The organism is Ruegeria sp. B11, from assembly GCF_056539785.1.
The window spans coordinates 373,033-392,038 of sequence record NZ_JBQFVO010000002.1; the positions used below are offsets into that span (position 1 = coordinate 373,033).

19 protein-coding genes are annotated in these 19,006 nt (G+C 55.9%); 14 read left to right on the forward strand and 5 right to left on the reverse strand.

Annotation, left to right across the window (positions count from 1 at the left end; genetic code table 11):
* Nucleotides 1–78: 78 nt before the first annotated feature.
* On the reverse strand, nucleotides 79–1,194 hold the full coding sequence (locus ACR0I1_RS09480) for a THUMP domain-containing protein (protein WP_170511833.1): 1,116 nt from the start codon (nucleotides 1,192–1,194) through the stop codon (nucleotides 79–81).
* Nucleotides 1,195–1,493: 299 nt separating this feature from the next.
* Here ACR0I1_RS09480 and ACR0I1_RS09485 point away from each other — a divergent pair, with 299 nt between their 5' ends.
* From ACR0I1_RS09485 to ACR0I1_RS09515, 7 genes are all read left to right on the forward strand, one after another.
* The gene (locus tag ACR0I1_RS09485; protein WP_170422696.1) at nucleotides 1,494–2,837 is read left to right on the forward strand and encodes a Na(+)-translocating NADH-quinone reductase subunit A; all 1,344 of its coding nucleotides are present in this window, start codon (nucleotides 1,494–1,496) and stop codon (nucleotides 2,835–2,837) included.
* 5 nt (nucleotides 2,838–2,842) lie between these two features.
* Nucleotides 2,843–4,051 (forward strand): NADH:ubiquinone reductase (Na(+)-transporting) subunit B, encoded by a 1,209-nt coding sequence (locus ACR0I1_RS09490; RefSeq protein ID WP_480706117.1) that lies wholly within the window; start codon nucleotides 2,843–2,845, stop codon nucleotides 4,049–4,051.
* Entirely contained in the window at nucleotides 4,044–4,859 is an 816-nt protein-coding gene (locus ACR0I1_RS09495; RefSeq protein ID WP_170393983.1) for a Na(+)-translocating NADH-quinone reductase subunit C, read from the forward strand. Before ACR0I1_RS09490 ends, ACR0I1_RS09495 begins: the two co-directional genes overlap by 8 nt.
* Nucleotides 4,859–5,512, forward strand: a complete 654-nt coding sequence (locus ACR0I1_RS09500; RefSeq protein ID WP_152460184.1) for an NADH:ubiquinone reductase (Na(+)-transporting) subunit D — start codon at nucleotides 4,859–4,861, stop codon at nucleotides 5,510–5,512. The genes ACR0I1_RS09495 and ACR0I1_RS09500 overlap by 1 nt, the downstream gene beginning before the upstream one ends.
* Nucleotides 5,512–6,120, forward strand: a complete 609-nt coding sequence (gene nqrE / locus ACR0I1_RS09505; protein WP_050603817.1) for an NADH:ubiquinone reductase (Na(+)-transporting) subunit E — start codon at nucleotides 5,512–5,514, stop codon at nucleotides 6,118–6,120. Before ACR0I1_RS09500 ends, nqrE begins: the two co-directional genes overlap by 1 nt.
* Before the next feature lie 10 nt (nucleotides 6,121–6,130).
* On the forward strand, nucleotides 6,131–7,354 hold the full coding sequence (gene nqrF / locus ACR0I1_RS09510; protein WP_170393981.1) for an NADH:ubiquinone reductase (Na(+)-transporting) subunit F: 1,224 nt from the start codon (nucleotides 6,131–6,133) through the stop codon (nucleotides 7,352–7,354).
* Nucleotides 7,355–7,488: 134 nt separating this feature from the next.
* Complete coding sequence (locus ACR0I1_RS09515) at nucleotides 7,489–8,268, forward strand: metallophosphoesterase (protein ID WP_480706119.1); 780 nt, start codon at nucleotides 7,489–7,491, stop codon at nucleotides 8,266–8,268.
* Between the two features lie 4 nt (nucleotides 8,269–8,272).
* On the opposite strand, the gene ACR0I1_RS09520 is transcribed toward ACR0I1_RS09515, so the two are convergent.
* Nucleotides 8,273–8,797, reverse strand: coding sequence for a CBS domain-containing protein (locus ACR0I1_RS09520; protein WP_480706121.1), 525 nt, complete (start codon nucleotides 8,795–8,797; stop codon nucleotides 8,273–8,275).
* A gap of 120 nt (nucleotides 8,798–8,917) precedes the next feature.
* On the opposite strand from ACR0I1_RS09520, the gene ACR0I1_RS09525 reads away from it, so the two are divergent.
* The 7 genes from ACR0I1_RS09525 (at nucleotide 8,918) to ACR0I1_RS09555 (ending at nucleotide 16,212) form a co-directional block, all read left to right on the forward strand.
* Entirely contained in the window at nucleotides 8,918–9,103 is a 186-nt protein-coding gene (locus tag ACR0I1_RS09525) for a hypothetical protein (RefSeq protein ID WP_480706123.1), read from the forward strand.
* A 67-nt stretch (nucleotides 9,104–9,170) separates the two neighbouring features.
* Complete coding sequence (locus ACR0I1_RS09530; RefSeq protein ID WP_480706125.1) at nucleotides 9,171–10,196, forward strand: FAD:protein FMN transferase; 1,026 nt, start codon at nucleotides 9,171–9,173, stop codon at nucleotides 10,194–10,196.
* Between the two features lie 15 nt (nucleotides 10,197–10,211).
* On the forward strand, nucleotides 10,212–10,442 hold the full coding sequence (nqrM, locus tag ACR0I1_RS09535; protein WP_170393970.1) for a (Na+)-NQR maturation NqrM: 231 nt from the start codon (nucleotides 10,212–10,214) through the stop codon (nucleotides 10,440–10,442).
* Between the two features lie 15 nt (nucleotides 10,443–10,457).
* Nucleotides 10,458–12,128, forward strand: a complete 1,671-nt coding sequence (locus ACR0I1_RS09540; protein WP_480706127.1) for a sulfatase-like hydrolase/transferase — start codon at nucleotides 10,458–10,460, stop codon at nucleotides 12,126–12,128.
* Between the two features lie 86 nt (nucleotides 12,129–12,214).
* On the forward strand, nucleotides 12,215–13,732 hold the full coding sequence (gene gpmI / locus ACR0I1_RS09545) for a 2,3-bisphosphoglycerate-independent phosphoglycerate mutase (RefSeq protein WP_480706129.1): 1,518 nt from the start codon (nucleotides 12,215–12,217) through the stop codon (nucleotides 13,730–13,732).
* Nucleotides 13,729–14,862, forward strand: a complete 1,134-nt coding sequence (locus ACR0I1_RS09550; RefSeq protein ID WP_480706130.1) for a murein hydrolase activator EnvC family protein — start codon at nucleotides 13,729–13,731, stop codon at nucleotides 14,860–14,862. Before gpmI ends, ACR0I1_RS09550 begins: the two co-directional genes overlap by 4 nt.
* Nucleotides 14,863–14,868: 6 nt before the next feature.
* On the forward strand, nucleotides 14,869–16,212 hold the full coding sequence (locus tag ACR0I1_RS09555; RefSeq protein ID WP_170393963.1) for a S41 family peptidase: 1,344 nt from the start codon (nucleotides 14,869–14,871) through the stop codon (nucleotides 16,210–16,212).
* Nucleotides 16,213–16,258: 46 nt separating this feature from the next.
* On the opposite strand, the gene ACR0I1_RS09560 is transcribed toward ACR0I1_RS09555, so the two are convergent.
* From ACR0I1_RS09560 to ACR0I1_RS09570, 3 genes are all read right to left on the reverse strand, one after another.
* The gene (locus tag ACR0I1_RS09560) at nucleotides 16,259–17,785 is read right to left on the reverse strand and encodes an MFS transporter (RefSeq protein WP_170422711.1); all 1,527 of its coding nucleotides are present in this window, start codon (nucleotides 17,783–17,785) and stop codon (nucleotides 16,259–16,261) included.
* A gap of 63 nt (nucleotides 17,786–17,848) precedes the next feature.
* Complete coding sequence (locus ACR0I1_RS09565) at nucleotides 17,849–18,214, reverse strand: hypothetical protein (RefSeq protein WP_480537106.1); 366 nt, start codon at nucleotides 18,212–18,214, stop codon at nucleotides 17,849–17,851.
* Between the two features lie 10 nt (nucleotides 18,215–18,224).
* Entirely contained in the window at nucleotides 18,225–18,986 is a 762-nt protein-coding gene (locus ACR0I1_RS09570) for a DUF6478 family protein (protein ID WP_480537105.1), read from the reverse strand.
* Nucleotides 18,987–19,006 lie beyond the last annotated feature (20 nt).

Genomic DNA, 19,006 nt, shown 5'->3' on the forward strand with positions numbered 1-19,006 from the left:
TTTGGGCGTACACACATATGTCGTCGCTGGATTCGAGGGGTGATTGAAACCGTTGTCCTGATCTGCGATTTCGCTGAGTTACTGCAACGGATTTGTTCGATACAGTCGGATTTTTGTTCCGCCGTGATCAACGATTGGGCCGGGGGGAAGCATTGGCAATCGCGTTGCGCGGGCAAGTCCGGGTGTGGTGGTGATGATGCCCACACGCCATCGTTGGAAACGACTGGATAATACCTTGCCTAAACTGCCATAGAGCGACCGCAGGCGCTTTTCATCACCGATGCGTGCCCCGTAGGGCGGATTGACGATGACCAGCCCAGCTGGGCCTTCTGGTGGTTTGATGTCACTGACCGAGCAGTGCTGAAATCGGGTGGCATGATCCACATGTGCTTGCTGGGCGTTGGAGCGGGAAGCCTCAATCGCGCCTGCATTACGATCTGAGCCATAGAACCTGAGCTCTGTTTCGGGCGGATCGGTTTGGGCGCGCATATCTTGCCAGACATCTGGATCGAAGCTTGCCAAATCTTCGAATGCGAACTGACGTGAGCGGCCTGGGGGCAGACCAAGTGCAATTTCAGCCGCTTCGATAACGAATGTTCCAGAGCCACACATCGGGTCCAGAACCGGTTCAGACCCGTCAAACCCACACTCACGCAGGAACATCGAAGCCATTGTTTCCCGCATCGGGGCCTTGGCGACTGCAGGCTTATGACCGCGCTTGTGCAAGGGCTCGCCGGATGTGTCGACGGAGATCGTGCATATGTCTTTTTCGATTCTTAGCAGCACACGGACTTTGCCATCGGGTGAGACTGAGGTGCCGAGCCCCTCGGATATGGCTTGTTCGATGCGCTGTCGCGCCGCTCCCGCATGATAGATACGAGATTTGCGGCAGGTTGCTTCGACCTTCACGGGAATGTCTGGACTGAGATAACTCGCCCACGGAAATTTTCGGGCGCGCTTGTCCAATTGCGCCAAATGCACGGCGGGGAAACTGCCCAGTCGCACCAGAACCTTGTTGGCACCGCGCAATTCCAGATTGGCGCGCCAGACTTCCGGCCAATCGCCACGGCACACAACACCACCTGGAACGATCCTGGCGCCTGAGAATCCGCGCTCGATGACCTCGGCACACAAAGGCGTTTCGAGCCCTGGAGTGGCAATCAGAAAAATCTCGAATTTATCATTGTTGTCCATTGTGGTTGCTTACACCGGTTGATCAGCCTGTGCGACACGCAAATTAAATGGGCAAATTGTTCTGAACGACCGTAAGCTCAAAAGAATGTGACATTCCTTTTCGATTTTGGGCGGTAACAGGTTTGCGTTTGCACTCATCCCCGCGTAAAGGAGCCGTGATCGGAAATACGCCTGCGGATTCTGGTCGGATAATGGCGCTTTCGCGACCGGACAGACGGGAAATTTCGTGTTATTTCCTGGCATCATTGTAAGATGGCGCGCAGCAGGCGCAGGACAAAGGCTTGGAAGAACGTAGCAACATGCAAACTTTCAAACTAAAAAAAGGGTTGGATTTGCCGGTTGAAGGCGCGCCCGAACAGAAAATCCAGCCGGGGCCTGAATTCTCGTCGGTTGCCGTTCTGGGCAGTGATTATATCGGATTAAAGCCCAAGATGCTGGTGCAAGAGGGCGACGCGGTCCAGCGAGGAACGCCGTTGTTCTGCCACAAGGATGCGCCCGACGCGATGATGGTCGCGCCGCTGACTGGCAAAGTCGTGGCAATTAATCGCGGGGCGCGACGTGTATTGCAGAGCGTGGTGATCGAGGTTTCGGATGCCAATGACGCCGGCATAGATTTCTCGGGCACCGGCGATGCCGAGACTGCCGAAGGTGTCACGGCTAAGCTCTGCGCGGCCGGGCTGTGGACTTCTTTCCGGACACGTCCTTATTCAAAGATGCCCGAACCAGGCTCCAAGCCTACAGCAATCTTCGTGACAGCCATGGACAGCGATCCACTGGCAGGTGATGCGGCATTGGTTATTGCGGATGCGGGCGAGGCATTTGCGGCTGGTCTCGCAGCTGTCTCAAACCTGACCAACGGCAAGACTTATCTGTGCCAGCAAGAGGGGGCATCCATCCCCGGTTCCGATCTGCCAGGTATCGAAGCGGCTGCGTTTTCCGGCCCACACCCCTCGGGCCTTGCTGGAACTCATATTCACTTCCTTGAGCCGCTGGGAGGGGACAAGCAGGTTTGGACCATTGGCTACCAGGACGTGATCGCGATCGGTCGTCTGATGCAGACCGGTCATCTGGATTCAAACATCGTGATTGCTTTGTCTGGACCGGGCGCGCGCCAGCCGCGCCTGATCCGCACCGTGATGGGCGCGTCGACGGATGACCTGACCCGGGATGAAGTGAACGTCGACGGGATCGCGCGGATCATCTCGGGGTCGATCTTGTCGGGGCAGCATGCCGATGGTCCGACCGCCTATCTGGGCCGTTTTGCGCGCCAGATCAGCATTATTCGCGAAGATCATGATCAGCACACACTGGGCTGGATTCTTCCTATGCCTTCGAAATATGCGGTACAGCCTGTTTTGGGATCGGCTTTTGCCAAGAAGCTCTATTCATTCACGTCTAACCTGAATGGTGGTCGCCGCGCGATGGTGCCGACGGGTGTATTCGAAGAGCTTATGCCCCAGGATTATCTGCCGACGCAATTGCTGCGGGCGCTATTGGTGATGGACACCGACACCGCGCAGGCGCTGGGTGCACTGGAACTGGACGAAGAAGACCTGGGCCTTGTGGGCTTTGCCTGCCCTGCGAAATATGAATATGGGCTGGCGCTGCGCGACTGCCTCACCAAGATTGAAAAGGAGGGCTGATCCACATGGGTTTGCGCAGCTTCTTCGATCGGATCGAGCCGAACTTTACCAAGGGCGGCAAGTACGAAAAATATTTCCCCATCTACGAGATGGTGGAAAGTTTTATCTACACTCCGAAAACCGTCACGACCGTCGCGCCGCATGCGCGCTCTTACGTGGATATGAAGCGGATCATGACCTATGTCGTGATTGCTACGATCCCCGCAATCCTCTGGGGGATGTATAACACTGGCTATCAGGCAAACTCGGCCATTGCTACGTTGGGAACGGATTCGGCAACAGGCTGGCGGATTGCGATCCTGCAGGTGTTCGGCATCTCGCTGAACCCTGACAGCATTTTCGCCAATGTGATGCATGGATTGATGTATTTCCTTCCGATCTACATTACCACACTGGTTGCGGGCGGTATTTTTGAGGTCATCTTCGCCACTGTGCGCGGCCATGAGGTCAACGAGGGTTTTCTAGTAACCTCGATGCTTTACACACTGATTATGCCTGCGACAGCGCCATTGTGGCAGGTCGCGTTAGGCATCATTTTCGGTGTCGTGATCGGTAAGGAAGTATTTGGCGGCACGGGCAAGAACTTCCTCAACCCAGCGCTGGTCGGACGCGCTTTCCTATATTTCGCCTATCCCGCGCAAATGTCGGGGGATTCAGTCTGGACCCCGGTGGATGGATTTTCCGGTGCGACTGCATTGGGCATCTCCGCTGCTGAAGGCGTTCAGGCACTGGCCGCCGACGGGATCACCTGGGCCAATGCGTTCTTCGGGCAAATTCAGGGTAGCTTTGGAGAGACATCGACGCTGGCTTGCATGATCGGCCTGGCCTTCCTGCTGACGACCAAGATTGCCAATTATCGCCTGATTGTGGGCTGTCTTGCGGGCACCATAGGCTTCACGCTTCTGCTGAATCTGATCGGATCGGACACAAATCCGATGTTCGCGATGCCTTGGTACTGGCATATCGTTCTTGGGGGCTACGCCTTTGGTCTGGCGTTCATGGTAACTGAGCCCGTTTCGGCCAGTCACACCAATATGGGCCGCTACATCTATGGCGCGCTGATTGGTATCATGGTTGTGATGATCCGCGTCATTAACCCCGCTTTCCCAGAAGGTATGATGCTGGCAATCTTGTTCGGAAACGTTTTTGCGCCGCTGATCGACTATTTCGTCGTCCAGGCAAACATCAAACGGAGGGCGCGTCGCCATGTCTGATACGCAATCCAATGAACCCAAGGGAGCGATTGCCAAGTTTCTGGCTGCTTCGCCAGATTCGGTTGGCAAGACTATCTTTGTTGCCGTTGCCGTCTGCCTTGTAGCCTCGATGGTCGTGTCTGCTGCTGCGGTCAGCCTGCGCCCGGTGCAGGAAATCAACCGTTTGAAGGATAAGCAAGTCAACGTTCTGCAAGTTGCCGGCATCTACGAACCAGGCATTGATGTGACCGAGGCATTCGCTGCCTTTGAGCCGCATGTACTGGAATTGTCTACAGGTGAATTCGTTGACGATCAGTTCGACGCGACCACCTTTGATGATATCGCTGCTGCCAGCGATCCAGAACTGAGCGTCGCTTTGGACGATGACCCGGCTGGGATCGGGCGCAAGTCCAAGTACCGCGTGATTTATCTGCTGCGTGATGATGCAGGCGCGCTTGATAAGGTAATCCTGCCGCTGCACGGTTATGGCCTCTGGTCCACGCTTTATGGTTTCATCGCGCTGGAAAACAACGGCAACGATATCTACGGCCTGCAGTTCTATCAGCACGGTGAGACACCGGGCCTTGGCGCCGAGGTGGACAATCCTCGCTGGAAGGCGCTGTGGAATGGCAAAAAGCTGCGCGATGATGCAGGCGATCTGCAAATCACCGTTGCCAAGTCGCAGCCTGCGGCAGGCCCCGATTTCTATGTCGATGCGCTGGCTGGTGCCACGCTGACGTCGGTTGGTGTCGATAACCTGGTGAAATTCTGGATGGGCGACGCGGGCTACGCCCCGTTCCTGGCCAAACTGCAAGCAGGAGAGCTCTGATGTCTCAGACCAAGAAAGAGATGCTGGTCGACCCGCTTGTCGACAACAACCCGATCACGCTGCAGGTGCTGGGCATCTGTTCGGCGCTGGCGGTGACCTCGTCACTGCAGGTGTCTATGGTGATGGCGCTGGCGGTGATCTTCGTGACCTCGTTCTCGTCTTTCTTCATCTCGTGCCTGCGCAACCAGATCCCCGGCTCAATCCGGATCATCGTGCAGATGGTGATCATCGCCTCGCTGGTGATCCTGGTGGACCAGATCCTCAAGGCTTATGCGTTTGAGATTTCGAAAACCCTTTCGGTCTTTGTCGGCCTGATCATCACCAACTGTATCGTGATGGGCCGGGCCGAGGCCTTTGCCATGAAGAACCCCCCGGTCGCGTCCTTTATCGACGGCATGGGCAACGGCATGGGCTATGGTCTGATCCTGCTGCTGGTCGGCTTCATTCGTGAGCTGTTTGGCGCCGGGTCACTGTTCGGTGTCACCATTCTGGAGACCGTCAACAACGGCGGCTGGTATGTGCCCAACGGCATGCTGCTGCTGCCGCCGTCGGCTTTCTTCATCATCGGTCTGATCATCTGGGCCTTCCGCACATGGAAGCCGAACCAGGTGGAAGAGCGTGAATACAAAATCCAGCAGGTAGAGGCCCACTGATGGAAGGTCTGATTTCACTGGCCGTAAAGGCCATCTTTGTCGAAAACCTTGCGCTCAGCTTCTTTCTGGGGATGTGTACCTTCATCGCTGTTTCGAAGAAGATTTCAACTGCGCTGGGTCTGGGCATCTCGGTCATGGTGGTGCAGGCCATCACCGTGCCGGCGAATAATCTGCTGCTGAACTATCTGCTGAAACCAGGTGCGCTGGCTTGGGCAGGTTTCCCGGATGTGGACCTGACTTTCCTTGGACTGATCTCGTATATCGGCGTGATCGCAGCGATGGTTCAGATCCTAGAGATGGTGCTGGATAAGTACTTCCCCCCGCTCTACAACGCGCTTGGGATTTTCCTGCCGCTGATCACTGTAAACTGCGCCATTTTGGGTGGTTCACTGTTCATGGTGGAACGCGACTACAATTTTGCCGAAGCGGCGACTTACGGTCTGTCCTCTGGCTTTGGCTGGGCTCTGGCGATTACTGCGATGGCGGGTGTTCGGGAAAAGCTGAAGTATTCGGACATTCCCGATGGTCTGCAAGGCCTGGGCATCACTTTCATCACCGCTGGACTGATGGCGATGGCCTTCATGTCCTTCTCGGGCGTGAAACTGTAAGGAGGGCGGAATGGAAACCTTTGGCTTAGGTGTAGCCCTTTTCACCGTTATCGTTCTTGGTCTGGTTGCCATCATCATGGCGGCGCGGTCCAAGCTGGTTTCAACCGGTAACGTGAACATCACCATCAATGGTGAGAAAACAATCTCGGTCCCGGCGGGTGGCAAGCTGCTGCAGACGCTTGCGGCAGAGAAGCTATTCGTACCCTCCGCTTGTGGTGGTGGTGGCACCTGCGCGCAATGTCGCGTGCGCGTGCATTCCGGCGGTGGCTCGATCCTGCCGACCGAGGAAAGCCACATCACCAAGCGCGAGGCGTCTTGTGGTGACCGGCTATCCTGTCAGGTTGCAGTCAAGCAGGATATGGACATCGAAGTTCCCGAAGAGGTCTTCGGCGTCAAAAAATGGGAATGCACGGTGCGTTCGAACGAGAACGTAGCGACCTTCATCAAGGCTCTGACATTGGACCTCCCGGAAGGTGAGGACGTGAACTTCCGCGCTGGTGGTTACATCCAAATCGAAGCGCCTGCACACCAGCTCGCCTATACGGATTTCGACGTAGAAGAAGAATACCGCGAGGATTGGGATCGCTTCAATCTATGGCAGTACAAATCCGTCGTCGCCGAACCGATCGAACGCGCCTATTCCATGGCAAACTATCCGGATGAAAAAGGCATGATCATGCTGAACGTCCGCGTGGCTTCGCCCCCTCCTGGGTCCGAAGGTATCCCTCCGGGTCAGATGTCGTCGTATATTTTCAACCTGAAACCGGGCGACAAGGTCACAATCTCAGGTCCCTTTGGCGAGTTTTTTGCTCGCGAGACAGAAAAAGAGATGGTCTTCATCGGTGGTGGTGCTGGTATGGCCCCAATGCGCAGCCATATCTTTGACCAGCTCAAACGCCTTGAAAACCGCAACCGCAAGATCAGCTTCTGGTACGGCGCGCGGTCGAAGAAAGAGATGTTCTTTGTCGAAGACTTCGACACGCTGGCCAAGGAATTCGACAATTTCGAATGGCACGTTGCGTTGTCGGACGCCCAGCCCGAGGATGACTGGAAAGGCTACACTGGCTTTATCCACAACGTTTTGTTCGAGGAATATCTGAAGAACCACCCCGCACCCGAGGATTGCGAATACTACATGTGTGGTCCGCCAATCATGAACCAGTCGGTCATCAACATGCTGCTGGATCTGGGCGTGGACCGCGAAGACATCATGCTCGATGATTTCGGCGGATAAACAGCATCGGTCGGTTCCAACCCTTGGGACCGACCATTTTCATTTTTAGGTCTGATGTTGGGCAGGCTGCCAATATCAACGTCTGCATTTGGCGAATGCTGCTCCATATTTTTCCGCATTAGGCAGCAGGTCTTATGTTAACCGGATGGATCAAAAGGCTTATCGCATCTCAAACACCGTCTGATCAGCCGGTGAATCTGTATTCATTGGCGCCTACAGAAAAATTCTACGCAATCGGAGACATACATGGGAGGTTGGATCTTTTACAACGGCTCCTACCTGCGCTGGATAACGACTGTCCGGTGGTGTTTGTAGGCGACTATGTTGACCGGGGCGGATACAGCGCGCAGGTGTTGCGTCAGCTACACCACCTCGACACGAACCCTGAAACCCGGGCGATCTGCCTGAAAGGCAATCACGAAGATATGCTGCTTGGGTTTTTGTCTGATCCAACACGGATGGAGCGTGTCTGGCTGTATAATGGCGGTGCTCAGACTTTGGCTTCGTTTGGGCTTGCTGATATTGACCAGTCCAACCCGCAAGCCGTTGCCGAACAACTGCAGCAAGCGATGGGACAACCGCTTTTGGACTGGCTGCATGATCGGCCGCTGACCTGGACGAGCGGGAATGTAACGGTTGTTCATGCCGCGCTTGATCCTTCGCAGCCGGTCGATCGGCAACAGGACAGAACTTGCCTTTGGGGGCATCCTCAGTTCCGCAAGAAACGCCGGAAAGACGAGCAATGGGTGGTGCATGGCCATACCATCGTCGACGAAGCTCGGGTCGAGCATGATGTCATTTCGATTGATACAGGTGCGTTCATCACCGATCAGTTGACGGCTGCGGAAATCTCGCCTGGTTCTGTCCGATTTATCTCGACCGCGCACACCGGAATCGCGCGCGTATCGGTGTAAGTCGCTAGCCTACGATCATTTGCTTCATTCTAAGTGCTTCATATTCCAGTTCTTTCAAGCGGAAATGAACCACATCGCCAATGGTGATCACCCCGCGCAGATTTCCATCACTCAGTACGGGCATATGCCGGAACCGGCCTTCGGTCATGGTTTTCAGCACGTCGTTCAGATAATCTTCGGGGCTGCAGGTTTTTACCTCAGTCGTCATAAGATCAGCCACGGATTGGGGTAGGGTCTGGCCGGGCGTTTCCGCCATGCGGCGCACGATATCACGTTCGGAAAGGATACCCTGCAGGGCACCATTCTGATCTGTCACAACAACAGCCCCGATGCGTTTTTCGCGCAAGATATCCACGACCGAGTGAATCGTGTCGTTGGGCCGCACCGAAAAAACGGCATCCCCTTTACCTTCCATCAGTTTCGCAACCGTTGTCTGGGTATGCGACAGATTGGTCTCAACTGATTGACTGCGGGTTGTCGCCGCGGCCTTGTCGCCGCGTATCGGAGGCTGGTAAGAGCTTGGGGCCATGGGCGGTTTCCTCTTTCACCGGTATTGTCCTTACAACCTACCTTACCGCAGGGACCGGCCCTGTATAGGGTGCAATTTCGAAAACCGGCGTAACTTGGCCACTTCAAAAGGAAATTGCTTGTGAGCAACCTGTATCTGACGCCACCAGTTGCCGCGCTGATATTCTTTATCGTGGTGGTCTGCGGCCATAATTTTCGCATGGTTTGGAAACAGCAACCGGAAGGTTGGCAAAAGCGCGCTTGGCTGTTTGGCATCCCGGCAGCAATCGGACTTTTCACATTGGCGTTTTTGCCGCTCAAGATTTGAGGCCGGTTTGACTCTGAACAGGCTCACTGGCATATGCCGGGCAAGAACACTCCCGGGAGATTGCACCATGCGCCCACTGATCGCACTGGCCTTACTTTTGACTGTTTCGGCCTGTTTGTTTGGCAAAGAACCGGATGTGGTGCGCCTGTCTGGCGAGACGATGGGAACCACGTTCAATATCACCGCAATCGGCGATGATTTAGACGAAGCAGCGCTGGGGCAAGCGGTTCAGGAGACCCTGGCGCAGGTCAATGCCAAGATGTCCAACTGGGACCCGAATTCCGAGGTCTCGACCTTCTCGGCCTCAGGCAGCACGGACCCCATGCAAGTGTCAGACGAATTTGCCTTCGTCATCGAGGCCGCAAATGAGGTTCACGAGAAATCCGGTGGTACGTTTGATGTTACCCTTGGTCCGCTGATCGAATTGTGGGGGTTTGGACCGCGAAAACCTGAAGACCCAATTCCGGCAGATGACGAGATCGCGACAGCGCTTGGGCAAGTGGGGCAAGCGCGGCTGTTAGACTTGGATCGCGGAGCGGGCACTATGGCCAAGTCAGATGCCGGAGTCGGGATCAACCTGTCTGCGATCGCCAAAGGCTATGGCATCGATGCGGTTGCCGCACAGCTGCGCGAGGCCGGGATCGAGAACTATATGGTCGAGATCGGTGGTGATCTGGTGACCATGGGCGCGAATGACAAAGGCGAAAGCTGGCGGATCGGGATCGAAAAACCCGAGACTGGCGCGCAATCAATCCAGTTGATCGTGCCGCTCGACAATCTGGGAATGGCGACCTCGGGTGATTACAAGAACTTCTTCGAACAGGACGGGGTGCGCTATTCGCATATCATTGACCCGACGACGGGCCGCCCGATTACTCATCGCACCACTTCGGTTACTGTTTTAGCAGACAACGCCATGATGGCGGATGCGTGGGCAACGGCGATGCTAGCATTGGGTCTGGAAAAGGGTCTGGAACTGGCCGAAGAGCATAAACTTGCCGTGTTCTTCATCTCTCGGGATGTGACAAGCGGAGAAGAAGCCTATATCACCGTACAAAGCAGCGCCTTCAAGGATGCGCTGGGGACCAACTGACCGGTAGGAACCGCTATGAGCACCTTTATTCTGGCCTTTTTCCTGTTGCTGATCGTCATGGTTGGCATGGCGCTGGGTGTGATGTTGATGGGCAAAACCATCAAAGGCAGCTGCGGTGGCCTGAACGCGATCTCGGGTGCCGATAAATGTGTGGTCTGCCAAAAGGATATCGATCCCGACAGCCCTCTGCGCGACCAGTTGCAGTGCAAGCGTGCGAAAAAGATGCTGCAACAGATGGAAGGCTAGGATAACCCTCTTGGCATGAACAAAGCCAAGAACGTCCTCTTCATCATGTTCGACCAATTGCGCTGGGACTATCTCAGCTGCTACGGGCATCCACATCTGCATACGCCAAATATTGACCGTCTCGCCTCGATGGGTGTGCGGTTCACGCGGGCCTACATCCAGTCTCCGATCTGCGGCAGTTCCCGTATGTCGACCTATACCGGCCGCTATGTGCATTCGCACGGCGCGTCATGGAACGGAATCCCGCTGAAAGTTGGTGAGGTCACCATGGGCGATCACTTGCGCAAGGCAGGGATGGATTGCTGGTTGGTTGGCAAGACTCATATGCGCGCAGACGCCGAGGGTATGGCTCGTTTGGGGCTTGAGCCCGACAGCCTGATCGGGGCACGCGTCGCTGAATGCGGGTTTGATGTCTTTGAGCGCGATGACGGGATGCGCCCCGAAGGGCCGGATGGGTTTTATGACCCGGATGGCGCCAAAAGGTACAACGAGTATCTGAAAGACAAAGGCTATGAGAGTGACAACCCCTGGCACGACTTCGCCAATTCGGGGCTGGATGAAGAGGGCAATGTGCTTTCGGGTTGGTTCCTGAAGAATTCGTCAGAGGCCGCGAATATCGCCGAGGAAGACAGCGAAACGCCTTATCTCACCTCTCGCGGCATGGAGTTCATTGAAAACCATGAGGGGCCGTGGTGCTGCCACCTCAGCTATATCAAACCGCATTGGCCCTATATTGTGCCAGAACCCTACGCCTCGATGTATGGTCCCGAACACGTTCTGCCTGTCATTCGGTCCGAAGCTGAACGGCAGAACGCTCATCCGGTGCTGAAAGCGTTCATAGATACGAAAATCGGCCAGACCTTCTCGCGTCAGGATGTACGCGAGGCCGTGATTCCAGCCTATATGGGCCTGATCAAGCAGGCTGACGACCAAATGGGGCGGCTGTTTGACTGGATGGAACAGACCGGACGAATGCAGGACACGATGATCGTGCTGACCTCGGACCACGGGGATTTTCTGGGCGATCACTGGATGGGAGAGAAGACCTTCTTCCATGACGCCTCGACCAAAATGCCGCTGATCATCTATGATCCATCGCCCGAGGCTGATGCCACGCGCGGCACCACATGCGATGCATTGGTCGAATCCATCGATCTAGCGCCTACGTTTTTAGACATCGCAGGCGGTGAACCTGCAGGGCACATTTTGGAGGGGCATTCATTGCTGCCCATCCTGCACGGTCAGGCCGAAAGCACTCCGCGCGATGTGGTGATTTGTGAGTACGACTACTCCGCATCCCCCATTGCGCAGACACTGAACGCCTCGGTTCGGGATGCGGTCATGTTCATGGTTGCAAACGAGAAATGGAAGCTGATCCATTGTGAAGGGGGCTATCGCCCGCTTTTGTTTGATCTAGAGAATGATCCGAGCGAGCTGACGGACCTGGGCGAAAGCGATGAACATGCAGACATCATCGCCGAGATGTATGATTACCTGTTCACCTGGACGCGGCGCCAGTCGCAGCGCACGACCCGGTCGGAAGAACAACTGCTAAACATGCGTGGATCAAGCCGAGGAACAGGCGTGGTGATCGGTATTTACGACGAAAACGAGATGCCGCTTGAGCTGACCGTTAAATACCGCAACCGCAAAGCGCGACCCTTTGGGGACTACAAGACAGATTAATTCTTCATTCGCGGCCCTAATGACGGTTCAACCTTGAGCGGGCAGGGGGTAGAAGACAGCAACGCCGCCTCAATCGGAGAGCTTTCATGACCGCCCCAAAGCCCGTTGTCCTTTGTATCCTTGATGGTTGGGGCCTATCCGACGACACCAAGGCCAATGCGCCTTATCTGGCAAATACGCCAACCTTTGATGCTCTCATGGCTGAAGGTCCTCATGCGCAACTGATAACGCACGGGCCGGATGTGGGTCTACCTAGTGGTCAGATGGGTAATTCCGAGGTTGGTCACACCAATATCGGGGCTGGGCGCGTGGTTGCGATGGATCTGGGGCAGATTGACCTAGCCATAGAAGACGGTTCTTTCTTTCACAATGAGGCGCTGCAGAGCTTCATCGCTAAGGTGAAAGCTGCAGGCGGGACAGCGCATCTGATGGGGCTGGTATCGGATGGGGGCGTGCACGGGCACCTGGATCACATCGTAGCTGCCGCCAAAGCGGCTACCGATGCGGGTGTGCCTGTGGCGCTACATGCGATCACCGACGGGCGCGATGTGGCCCCGAAATCGGCCTTTATCTACATCGCCGAACTCGAAGACCGGTTGCCCGATGGCGCAAAGGTCGTCACCGTCTGTGGGCGCTACTTTGCCATGGACCGCGATAATCGCTGGGAACGCGTCTCCGAGGCCTATGACGCAATAGTCAAAGGTCAGGGGCGCACCGTGGCCTCGGCCCATGAGGCCGTCGACCATGCCTACGCCCAATCCGAAACCGACGAGTTTATCGCGCCCACGGTTCTTGCTGGTTATTCCGGTATTAAGGACGGTGACGGGTTCTTTTGCCTGAACTTCCGCGCCGACCGTGCCCGAGAAATCCTGCGGGCAATTGGGGAGCCCGGTTTTGCCGAGTTCGACTCCGGTCCGCGCCCGCAGTTGTCGGCGTTACTGGGCATGGTTGAGTATTCCGATGGCCATAACGATTATATGACGACCGTATTTCCCAAGCGGGATATCGTGAACACGCTGGGCGAATGGGTTGCCAAGCAAGGCCTGCGCCAGTTCCGGCTGGCCGAAACCGAGAAGTACCCTCATGTCACTTTCTTCCTGAACGGTGGCAAAGAGCAGCCCGAGGGTGGCGAGGATCGCTTCATGCCCAAATCGCCCAAAGTGGCGACATATGATTTGCAGCCCGAGATGTCCTCGGCCGAAGTGACAGAAAAGTTCGTCGAGGCGATCCACGGCGGATATGATCTGATCGTCACCAACTACGCCAATCCAGATATGGTTGGTCATACCGGTGATCTGCAAGCTGCGATTGAAGCCTGTGAAGCTGTTGATCAAGGTCTGGGGCAGGTGGTTGCAGCGCTGAAGCAGGTCGGGGGTGCGATGATTGTGACCGCAGATCACGGTAATTGTGAAATGATGGTCGATCCGGAAACGGGCGGTCCACATACGGCGCATACGCTGAATCCCGTGCCTGTTGTTCTGGTCGGCGGCCCCGAATGGGCAAGCCTGCGCGATGGGCGCTTGGCCGATCTTGCTCCAACTTTGTTGCAGCTTATGGAATTGCCTAAACCCGTTGAAATGACAGGGGAAAGCTTGCTGACATGAGATTGCACCCGATCGTTGCTGCAGCGCTGGTTTGGGCCACCCCTGTCGTCGCCCAAACCAGCCCGTCAAAGGCGGCACTAGAAGCGGCCGAGATGCTGGAGCAAGCCTCGATCGCGTTGACTGAGGCCGAATCTGCCCGCGACCGGGTCAAAGCTCTGACCGAAACCATAAAAGCCTACGAGGCTGGTCTGAGCGCCATGCGCGACGGCCTGCGCCGCGCGGCCTTGCGCGAGGCGCAATTGACTGCAGAATTGCAGGTACAAGAGCAGGAGGTGGCGCAGCTGTTAGGTGTTCTGCAGACGATCGAAACCACCGCGCCTCCGGTACTTATGCTGCACCCGTCCGGCCCACTTGGGGCCGCGCGCACTGGTATGATGTTGTCCGAAGTCACGCCTGGGTTGAACGCGCAGGCTCAGGCGCTTGCAAACGAATTGCAAGAGGTACAGACGCTGCGACAGCTTCAACAAAACGCTGCCAATACGCTGACCGAAGGGTTGGAGGGTGTTCAGGATGCCCGCACGCAGCTTAGTGAGGCGATAGCGGACCGGACCGATCTGCCTCGCCGTTTCGTAGAAGATCCTGTGCGTACAGCGATCCTGATATCCTCGACCGAAACGCTGGATGGGTTTGCCAGTGGGTTATCCGAGATCACCGATGGTGAGATTGAAGATACAAATGCAGATGTCTCGGGCCGGAAAGGTCAAATCGCCTTGCCCGCACAAGGGGTCATGCTGCACTGGGCGGGCGAAACGGACGCAGCGGGGGTAACGCGCCCCGGGCTGGTGCTGGGCACGCGACCCCGCGCATTGGTCACCGCGCCAACGGCTGCCACGATCCGTTACCGCGGGCCCTTGCTGGATCTCGGGAATCTTGTGATCCTTGAACCCCAGCCCGGATTGCTATTCGTGTTCTCAGGTCTGCAAGAGGTATATGGTCTGACCGGGGAAGTGATACCCGAGGGTACTCCGGTAGGTTTGATGCCGGGTGAAACTCCGGAAATCGGCGCTATTATGTCAACAAGCGGTGATGGCACTGGAACTGACTGGTCAGAAACGCTCTATATAGAAGTAAGACAGGATAACAGCCCAGTGGACCCGGAATCATGGTTCCGGACGGACAAGGATGGATAAACGAGTATGAAGAAATTTGTGATGGCCGGACTGGCCGGCACCGTGGCAGGGATAGTCGCAACAACACAGATCGCAGGCCCTCTGCTTGCGCAAGAGGCCGAGAACAAGGCAAGTGTTTACGAACAACTTGATCTGTTCGGTGACATTTTCGAACGTATTCGCGCCCAGTATGTCGAAGAGGTAGAAACCGACGAGCTGATCGAGGCTGCGATTGACGGGATGCTGACCTCGCTAGACCCACATTCCAGCTACCTGTCGCCTGATGATGCCGAGCAGATGCGCGTGCAGACACGTGGCGAGTTTGGCGGGCTCGGTATCGAAGTCACGCAGGAAGAAGGCTTTGTCAAAGTTGTATCGCCCATCGATGACACCCCAGCGGATGCTGCTGGTATCGAAGCGGGCGATTTCATCACCCATGTGGATGGCGAGAGTATTTTGGGGCTGACGCTGGATAAAGCCGTGGACCTGATGCGCGGCCCGGTGGGATCGGAAATCGTGATCACAGTCGTGCGTGAAGGCGAGCAGGAGCCATTCGACGTGACGATCGTTCGCGACACGATCAAGCTGACCGCAGTTCGTGCACGTACCGAAGGTACAAGTGTCGTGTTGCGTGTCACGACCTTCAATGACCAAACCTATCCGAACCTCAAGGAAGGACTGGAAGAACAGATCGAAGAGGCCGGAGGCATCGAAAACGTCAATGGCATCGTTCTGGATCTGCGTAACAATCCGGGCGGGCTATTGACACAGGCCATTAAGGTCTCTGACGCGTTCCTGGATGAGGGCGAAATCGTCTCGACCCGGGGTCGCAATCTCGAAGATGGTGAGCGATTCAACGCAACACCCGGCGATCTGACCGGAGGCAAGCCCATCGTTGTGCTGATCAACGGTGGTTCGGCCTCGGCGTCGGAAATTGTCGCGGGCGCCTTGCAGGATCACAATCGCGCCATCGTGGTTGGTACTAAGAGCTTCGGCAAGGGATCGGTGCAGACGGTCATGCCGCTTCGGGGTGACGGGGCTATGCGTCTGACAACCTCTCGCTACTACACGCCCTCGGGTCGTTCGATTCAGGCGCTTGGCGTCAGCCCGGACATCATCGTCGAACAACCACGCAACAACCCGGTTGACGAGGAAGAGGAAGATACAAACACCCGCACCCGGTCCGAGGCCGATCTGCGCGGCAGCCTGAATAATGACAGCCTCAGCGAGGACGAGATTCGCCAGATTGAAGAGGATCGCGCCAAAGCTGAAGCCACCGCAGAGCTGCGCGAAGAGGATTATCAACTGGCATATGCCATCGATATCCTCAAAGGCCTGTCCGCATTCAATCCGACTGGACCGTCACAATAAAGGGTAGGGGCCGCCACCAGCGGCCCCATACTTACACCTGTACGGGTTACCCTTCGACCTTGTGCAGCTTTTTCTCATCCAGCATCAGCGCTAGGACGATTCCAGCAGCGACTGAGATCGTGGCGAATACAAAAGCCATATTCATTCCGGTATCAAAGGCCGCCGCAATGGCGGCCTGAACCTTTTCAGTTTCACCTGAATTCAACTTTTCAAGCACTGCTTTTGCCGAGTCTGTGTTCAGCGTTCCACCATTGATCGCTTTCTGATCAGCCTCGGACATGTTGATGCCTGACGCGGTCAATCGGGTTTTCAGGCTGGACAGGCTTGTCACATACATGACCGCCGTCGCACAGGCGACCGCGATTGCCCCATAGACAAGATGGGTCATGAAACTCAGGCCGCCAACCAGTCCGGCGCGTTCCGGCTTGACCGCGCATACAGCGGCTGTTCCCGAAGGCCCGACCGTCAGCGTTGCGCCCAAACCAATCAGCGCCATTCCGGGCAGAATCTGAAAATATCCGGTCCCGGAAGGCATGATGACAACGCTTGCCGCCCCGACTGTGGCGCAAATATACCCCCAAAACAGCAGTCGCTTGGGCCCAAAATCGTTATACAGCGTACCCGAGACGATTGATCCGACCGCTAGCAACACCGTCAGCGGTGCCAAACCCAGCGCCGATTGGAACACAGACCATCCCAAGACTTTTTGCATATACTGCGGAAAATAAAGCAGCCCGACAAAAGCTGCCGAGACGTTGAACATATTCAGACCCAAGGTAATCAGAAACTCTCGGTTCTGCATCAACTGAGGCATTAGCAAGGGTTCCTTGACCCTCTTTTCGACTTTCGGAAACAGGAAGAACAAAACGGCGCTGACAAAAAACAGCAGCAAAAGCGGCAGCGAAGTCCAGCCCCAATCGGCACCAACGTCCAAACCGTAAAGCAAGAGCAAAACTGCAAAAGACAGGATACCCATCCCGGCAAAGTCGATGTGTTCACCTTTCTTATGCTCGGTCTCACGCTCCATCAGCAGGATCGCAGTCGTCATCGAAATGCTGGAAAACACCACATTGGCGAGGAAAAACAACCGCCAATCACCCAGATTGACCACCGCGCCGCTAATCATCGGTCCAAAGACATTACCCGTGGTGACACCCGCCAGTATCAGCCCCATCACCAATGCGCGGTGTTCTTCTTTCGACACTTTGGTGGCTCCAAATGCAAGCGTGCAGGGCCACACGCATCCCGCCCCGATCCCCTGCAAGGCGCGTGCGCCGATCAGGTAGTCCAAACCGGGTGAGACAAAGCATAAAACCGACGCAAACAGAAAGATCGAAAGACCGATGATCATCATCTTGCGATGACCATACATGTCACCCAGGCGACCTCCGGCCACCATCGTCATTGCAAAGAACAGAGCGTAAATATTCAGAACCCACTGGGTGCTGGTGATGTCGGCGTCAAAGCTGTTTTCGATTGCCGGGACCAGCATCAGGGCACCGGTAAAATCGATCCCGATCCCGAAACCCGTCACCATCAGCGCGATGACCTTTATGATGCTGTTGCGATCCATAGGCCAATCCAATGATGCACGTATGGACCTGAAAAGATAGGGACAATCCTATCGGTACTGTGGTCAGGTTTCGCTTTGAGATGCCTGAGAGCGGCGGAACGCGCGCTTTAACATGTCCAACTCGGCGCGCAACAAAGCGACTTCGGCCCTCAGATCATCTGCGGCGGGTGAACCGGCGATGATGGTGAAATCCCCCAGCTTATGGCCTGTTGTTCCATCGTGAATCACGACAGTATGGACACCTTCCGACAGGGCGGCGGGCGGCACTGGGATGCGCAAGGCCCAGCCATCTTTTGCTGGTTCCAACTCCACATCAGTCAAAGGCTCACCAAGAAACAGCACCTTGATCTGAGGGGGGCTTTCGCTGGTCAAATGGCCTTCCCACAGGCCGTTTTCGAAGCGGATTGGTGTCAGGGTGGTATGAGACATTGAGTACCCTTTACAGATCGGCCCGGTGGTAACGGCAGAATGTCAGGTCACGAAACACCACACGGTTCATCGCGGGTTGATCAATGATCAGATCCAGCCAGAGTTTTTCAATTCGACGCTCATTCACGTTCAGATGGGCCAGATCAAAATCTACAGTCGCCGCAGGTATTGAAAGATCAAGTTCGCGCAGAACCTGCTCGGTATTAGGGCCATGCTGAATGTTCAGGCGGGCGAAGACAACAGTAGAACGCTCGCACTCAACCAGAGTGTCGACCCGCATCAGATGCTGGCGGGACAGATTTATGGCGGCATCCGTGGGCAGATCAATGGAAAGCGACAGGAAAGATCCCTGAAAATCAAATACCTCAACGGCCAGACTGAAAGGCGCCAAATCCTTGTCTCGCCGATTTCGGATTTGCTGCAGCCCGATCTCGACCTGGCTGCAATCGTGAAACAGGATGACCTGCCCATCCATCCGCGCCTTGCGCGGGGCCGAGGCTATACCTTTGCGGATCAGTGGCGTCCGCCACAGGTCCGGTCGCCACGACCAATCCGTTCCCAGGGGTTTTGGAAACTGCGTCGCCCCAATCAAGGGTTGGATCAGGCGAGCATCAGCTTTTTGAATTGCTTGTTCAAGTTTGCCGCGCAACCGCCGGGCGTCATCACGTTGGCGGCGAAGCTCAGGCAGTGCGAGGTGGTCAGACTGCTGCGCGGCACGCTGCCAGCGCCCCAGAGCCTTTAGTTGAATATATCGATCCAGTAACCTGCCCATCGCCCCATCTTTCAAGACAG